The following is a 5043-nucleotide window of genomic DNA, read 5'->3' on the forward strand; positions in this document are numbered from 1 at the left end:
AAAACCTTGCGCCACAAGCCGTATCGGGTAACGGTCAACCGCTGTTTTGAAAAAGTGATTGCCCATTGCGCCAATGTACCGCGTCCGGAACAGGATGGAACGTGGATAGAACCAGCGTTTCAGACGGCCTATTTAAAGCTGCACCATCAGGGGCATGCGCATTCGTTTGAATGCTGGCTACCTGATGAACAAGGCGAAATGCAGTTGGCAGGCGGATTTTACGGCGTGCAAATCGGCTGCGTGTTTTATGGCGAGTCGATGTTTGCCTTGCGTCCCGATGCGTCAAAGATTGCGTTCGCCTGCGCCGTCCCGTTTCTGGCGGATTTGGGCGTTGCACTGATAGACTGTCAGCAGGATACCGAACATATGCGCCGTTTCGGTTCGCAGTTAATGGATTTTGCCGACTTTCAGACGGCCTTGCAGGATTTGAACGCGAAACCGTTAAAGCGGAATATCGAATGCCGCGTGGTGGCTGAAAATCTGCTGTAAAAGATTGGCGGCAAAGATTGATTTATCGGCACGGCGTGTCGGCAGAATGGGTAGTCTGCATATTGAGGCTGGGAAACCGGTTGGAAAATAAATGCCATTCCATTCACTTGAACAGGCCGTCTGAAAATCTTGGCTTAACCGAAATCCGGCTGTGTAACGCTTGGTGCTAATTGTTAATAGCTGACGAAATTGCTTTTACATGGCAAAATAACAAGTTAAATATTTGTAATAGGGCGGCCTGAATAGGTTTCAGACGGCCCTGATCTCTTGAAGGAATCAACATGTCTTTGCAAAACATCATTGAAACGGCTTTTGAAAACCGTGCCGAAATCAATCCGAATACCGTTACCCCCGAAGTGCGTGAAGCGGTTTTGGAAACCATCCGCCAACTCGACTCCGGCAAACTGCGCGTTGCCGAGCGTTTGGGTGTGGGCGAATGGAAAGTCAACGAATGGGCGAAAAAAGCCGTATTGCTGTCTTTCCGCATTCAGGACAATGAAATCCTCAACGACGGTGTGAACAAATACTTCGACAAAGTGCCGACTAAATTTGCCGATTGGTCTGAAGACGAGTTCCGCAGCGCAGGTTTCCGCGCAGTTCCGGGTGCCGTTGCCCGCCGTGGCAGCTTTGTGGCGAAAAATGTCGTGTTGATGCCTTCTTATGTCAATATCGGCGCATACGTTGACGAAGGTGCGATGGTCGATACTTGGGCGACTGTCGGCTCTTGCGCGCAAATCGGTAAAAACGTGCATTTGAGCGGCGGCGTCGGCATCGGCGGCGTACTCGAGCCTCTGCAAGCCAGCCCGACCATTATTGAAGACAACTGCTTTATCGGTGCGCGTTCTGAAATCGTCGAAGGCGTAATTGTCGAAGAAGGCAGCGTGATTTCTATGGGCGTGTTCATCGGTCAATCCACTAAAATCTTTGACCGTACTACCGGCGAAATCTATCAAGGCCGCGTACCGGCTGGTTCGGTTGTTGTATCCGGCAGCATGCCTTCCAAAGACGGCAGCCACAGCCTCTACTGCGCGGTTATCGTCAAACGCGTGGACGCGCAAACCCGTGCGAAAACCAGCGTGAATGAATTGTTGCGCGGTATCTAATCGGATAACGATAACGCTGATTGAAGGTGGTATGCTCACTCTATGGTTAGTTTTGAACAAAAAAACAGGCAGAATGTTCTGCCTGTTTTTTTATGGCTTAAAGGCCGTCTGAAACGATTTCAGACGGCCTTTTGTTTTTGATGATGGGTTGTTTTAAGGTCAATTGAGGCAAGGGAAGGGTATTCCCTGTCTGGGACTACGCTTCCGGCCAGTCGGCAATAGATTTCTTCAAAAGGAATCTTGCCGTAATCGCACAACCACGGTTTGGCGCGTGTGGTGTAGTGGATAATGGGCGGGACGGTGTCGGGTTTGGGAAATACTTCGCTGAGGTTTCGTTTTTGGAAGTATTCGACTGCGCCGGTTTGGAAGTTCCAAGATTCTTCTAATTGCAGCCAGTTTTTTTGAAATACGGTGTTTAGAAAGCATTGGTCGCCATAGGGTACGGCTTCGTTGAGGCTGGCGGCGGTTTTCAGCAGTTGCGCCGCGATATTGTGTTCCCGCCATTGCACCAAGTCGGCCAGCAACATGCCTGAATTGAAATAGGGTGTGGTGTGCAGGTCGATAGGGTGTTTCCACTCGATGTGCGCCAAAACGGAATCTTGTACCGCCGCAACGGGATAACCGCGCATATCGAGGTTGAACAAATCATGCAGGGATTGGGTCACCACCATATCGCTGTCGAGATACGGGCGCGGTCGACAGGCAGTGCTGCATCACCAGGCGGAAAAATGCAGCATCCGAAATATGGGACAAGCGGCGATATTGGCTGAAGTCCATCTCGATTTTGACATCATTCAGACGGCTGCCGCTGGCTGCGAGCTTTTGGTTGGTATAGTCGATCCATTCCCGCCTGAAGGTATTGTGCATGAGGTAGAAATCGACATTTGTGTTGTGAGTACAGATGGATTTCATCAGTGTATGAACCTGCTCGGCATAGCCGGTATCGGCGGCAAGGACGATGGTGATGTTGCTCATTGTTAAATTCCTTTTATTTGCAATGTATTAAATTTTGTCAGTCATTTTCTTGGTCTTGTGCGGTCGGTAAGGCGGCATGATCTTCGTTTTCCGACATGGCTTTTTCTAATAAATCGCGTTGCAGCTGTTTGCCGGCTTTGATACCCAATTTGCGCAGTTTTTCGGTGCTGCTGATGAGGTTGCCCCTACCGGAAACCAAGCGGCCATAGGCCGTCTGAAACTGGGATTGAGCCTGAACAAGCGCTTTATTGATGCCGTCCATGCTTTCGACAAAGCCGACAAATTTGTCATAGAGTTTGCTGCCTGCCTCGGCAATCGCCAGCGCGTTTTGGTTTTGCTGCTCGTTGCGCCAGATATTGGCAACGGTGCGCAGGGTGGCGAGCAGGGTGCTGGGGCCGGTCAGCATGATGCGTTTGTCGAAACACTCTTGGAAGAGGTTTGGATCGTGTTGCAGGGCGAGGAGGTAGGCCGGTTCGACAGGGACGAACATAAAGACGAAGTCCAACGTTTTGACGCCCTCAAGGTCGGTGTAATCTTTCGTGGCCAAGCTTTTAATGTGGGCGCGGATACTGGCGACGTGGTTGGCAAGCTCGCGTTCTGCTTCTGCGCCGGTGCTTTGCGTATAGCGGACGTAGGCGGTCAGCGATACTTTGGAGTCGATGACGATTTGTTTGTTGTCGGGCAGATTGATGAGGACGTCGGGCTGGAGGCGGCGTTGGGTGCCGTCTGCTTCGTGGCGGACGCTGGAAGCTTGAACGATGTATTCGCGGCCTTTTTGCAGGCCGGAGTTTTCCAATACGCTTTCCAAAATCATCTCGCCCCAGTTGCCTTGGGTTTTGTTTTGCGTGCCGGTCAGCGCGGTGGTCAGCGCTTTGGCATCGTGGTGGAGTTGGGTGTTGAGGGTTTGCAGGCGTTTGAGCTCGTTTTCGATGGTCAGGCGTTCTTTGGCTTCTTTTTCGTAAGTCTGCTGAACCAGCTCGCTGAAGCCGTGTATGCGTTCGTTGAGCGGATTGAGCAGTTGCTGAAGATGGTCGTGGTTTTGCTCGGTAAAGCGGCGGCTTTTTTCTTCCAGAATAGTGTTGGCGAGGTTTTGGAACTGGTCGCTCAGGTTTTTACGCGCATCTGCCAGCAGGGCCAGTTTTTCTTCGGCAGCCTGACGGTCTTTTTCCGATTGGGTGTTGAGGCGCTCGTTTTGGACTTGAAGTGCGTGGTTTTGCTCCAAAAGGGCGGCGTATTCTTGTTTCAGACGGCCTTTTTCGGCTTCCTGTTGCTGTAAAAGGCTGTTTTTGTCGTCGATATTGGCTTTTTCTTGCGTTAGTTGTGTGGAGAGGCGTTCGTTTTGGACTTGCAGCGCATGGTTTTGCTCCAACAGCGTGTCGTAGTCTTGTTTCAGACGGCCTTTTTCCGTTTCTTGTTGTTGCAAAAGCGTATTTTTATCCGCACTCAATGCCTGTTCTTGAACCAGTTGCGTGTTTAGGCGCTCATTGTTGATTTGCAGGTTTTGCGCGCTTTGCTGCCATTTTGCACATTCGTGTTTTAAAGCTTCGGCTTCGGCCTCGCAATCTTGCAGATAGGCAATCTGTTTTTCGGCTGCGGCAAAGCGGTTTCCCGTCTCCTGCAATTCGTCTTGCAATTCCTGCACGGTATGGCGGCTTTGCGCCAAATCTGCCGCAGTTTGAGCCTGCACCTGTTCGGCAAACTCATGCAGGCGGCGGCTCTCGGCCAATTCTTGCAAAACAATAAAGTGTCGGCTTTGGGCTTGGTAGCGTGTTATCAGCCAAGCAAACAGCGCGCCGATAAAAAATGCGGCCGCGCCGGTCAGGATTAGGGTGTTGTTCATACTGGAAATAGTCAATACGCAGAATGTTTCACTATATCATATATTTGCAGCGCATTTTATGGTCGGATAGGCGCTAGAAACGTGTGTTTTCTTTAAAAGAAGCTATTAAAGGTATTGATTTTGACTAAGTGAAGATTTGGACTGTAAAAAAGATGAATTTGTAACATTTTGAATTTAAAATAATATTTAATTTAGAGTGCAATTTTGCAACAAAAAAGGAGGGATTTTATGGACGCAGCAAGATACGTTTGTAGTGTGTATGTAATTAAGACATCGGTGTCATTGAAAAAGACATCGGTGTCATTTTCAAAACAAAATATAAATTAACCAAAATCTTTATTATATATGTTTTTAGTATTTTATCTTTACGAAAAAGTTGTATTAATTAACGATTAACACGGTATGATTCGTCCTGTCGGCAGCGCAGATGCCGGCGAAAAAATGTGTATGTTGTTAAATAACATTTTGTATCTATGAAAAAGGACTACTTAAAATGGGACATTTAATAACGCTTGCCGCCACTTCTTTAATCGGCATGTCGGGGATACCGGCCTCCGCCCTCGGCGTCGCCTACAATATTGAAACGGTAGTACACAAATAATTCAATTATAAACGAATTGATTACAATACTTCAGA

At 48.9% G+C, this 5043-nt stretch carries 5 protein-coding genes; 2 read left to right on the plus strand and 3 right to left on the minus strand.

Features of this window, described 5'->3' with window-relative positions; genetic code table 11:
• Both ACTHSP_RS17715 and dapD read left to right on the plus strand, forming a co-directional pair.
• Nucleotides 1-489 (plus strand): leucyl/phenylalanyl-tRNA--protein transferase (locus ACTHSP_RS17715; RefSeq protein WP_440346564.1); only part of this gene is annotated, 489 nt, incomplete at its 5' end.
• A gap of 281 nt (nucleotides 490-770) precedes the next feature.
• Nucleotides 771-1592 (plus strand): 2,3,4,5-tetrahydropyridine-2,6-dicarboxylate N-succinyltransferase, encoded by an 822-nt coding sequence (dapD, locus tag ACTHSP_RS17720; RefSeq protein WP_003684212.1) that lies wholly within the window; start codon nucleotides 771-773, stop codon nucleotides 1590-1592.
• A 119-nt stretch (nucleotides 1593-1711) separates the two neighbouring features.
• Here dapD and ACTHSP_RS17725 read toward each other — a convergent pair whose 3' ends face one another.
• From ACTHSP_RS17725 to rmuC, 3 genes are read right to left on the minus strand one after another with little or no spacing between them, the layout of a single operon-like run.
• Nucleotides 1712-2263, minus strand: a complete 552-nt coding sequence (locus ACTHSP_RS17725) for a glycosyltransferase family 8 protein (RefSeq protein WP_318250418.1) — start codon at nucleotides 2261-2263, stop codon at nucleotides 1712-1714.
• Nucleotides 2238-2567, minus strand: a complete 330-nt coding sequence (locus tag ACTHSP_RS17730; RefSeq protein ID WP_308111643.1) for a glycosyltransferase — start codon at nucleotides 2565-2567, stop codon at nucleotides 2238-2240. Before ACTHSP_RS17730 ends, ACTHSP_RS17725 begins: the two co-directional genes overlap by 26 nt.
• A 37-nt stretch (nucleotides 2568-2604) precedes the next feature.
• Nucleotides 2605-4407 carry a DNA recombination protein RmuC gene (gene rmuC / locus ACTHSP_RS17735; RefSeq protein WP_308111642.1) on the minus strand — a complete coding sequence of 601 codons (1803 nt, stop codon included), beginning with the start codon at nucleotides 4405-4407 and terminating at the stop codon, nucleotides 2605-2607.
• Nucleotides 4408-5043 lie beyond the last annotated feature (636 nt).

The sequence above is a fragment of the Neisseria sp. P0001.S005 genome (genome assembly GCF_051963715.1).

What these genes read in the sequence shown, in the direction of transcription:
- dapD (WP_003684212.1), top strand. Translation starts at nt 771, where the DNA reads ATGTCTTTGCAAAACATCATTGAAACGGCTTTTGAAAACCGTGCCGAA.
- rmuC (WP_308111642.1), bottom strand. Translation starts at nt 4,407, where the DNA reads ATGAACAACACCCTAATCCTGACCGGCGCGGCCGCATTTTTTATCGGC.
- ACTHSP_RS17730 (WP_308111643.1), bottom strand. Translation starts at nt 2,567, where the DNA reads ATGAGCAACATCACCATCGTCCTTGCCGCCGATACCGGCTATGCCGAG.
- ACTHSP_RS17725 (WP_318250418.1), bottom strand. Translation starts at nt 2,263, where the DNA reads ATGGTGGTGACCCAATCCCTGCATGATTTGTTCAACCTCGATATGCGC.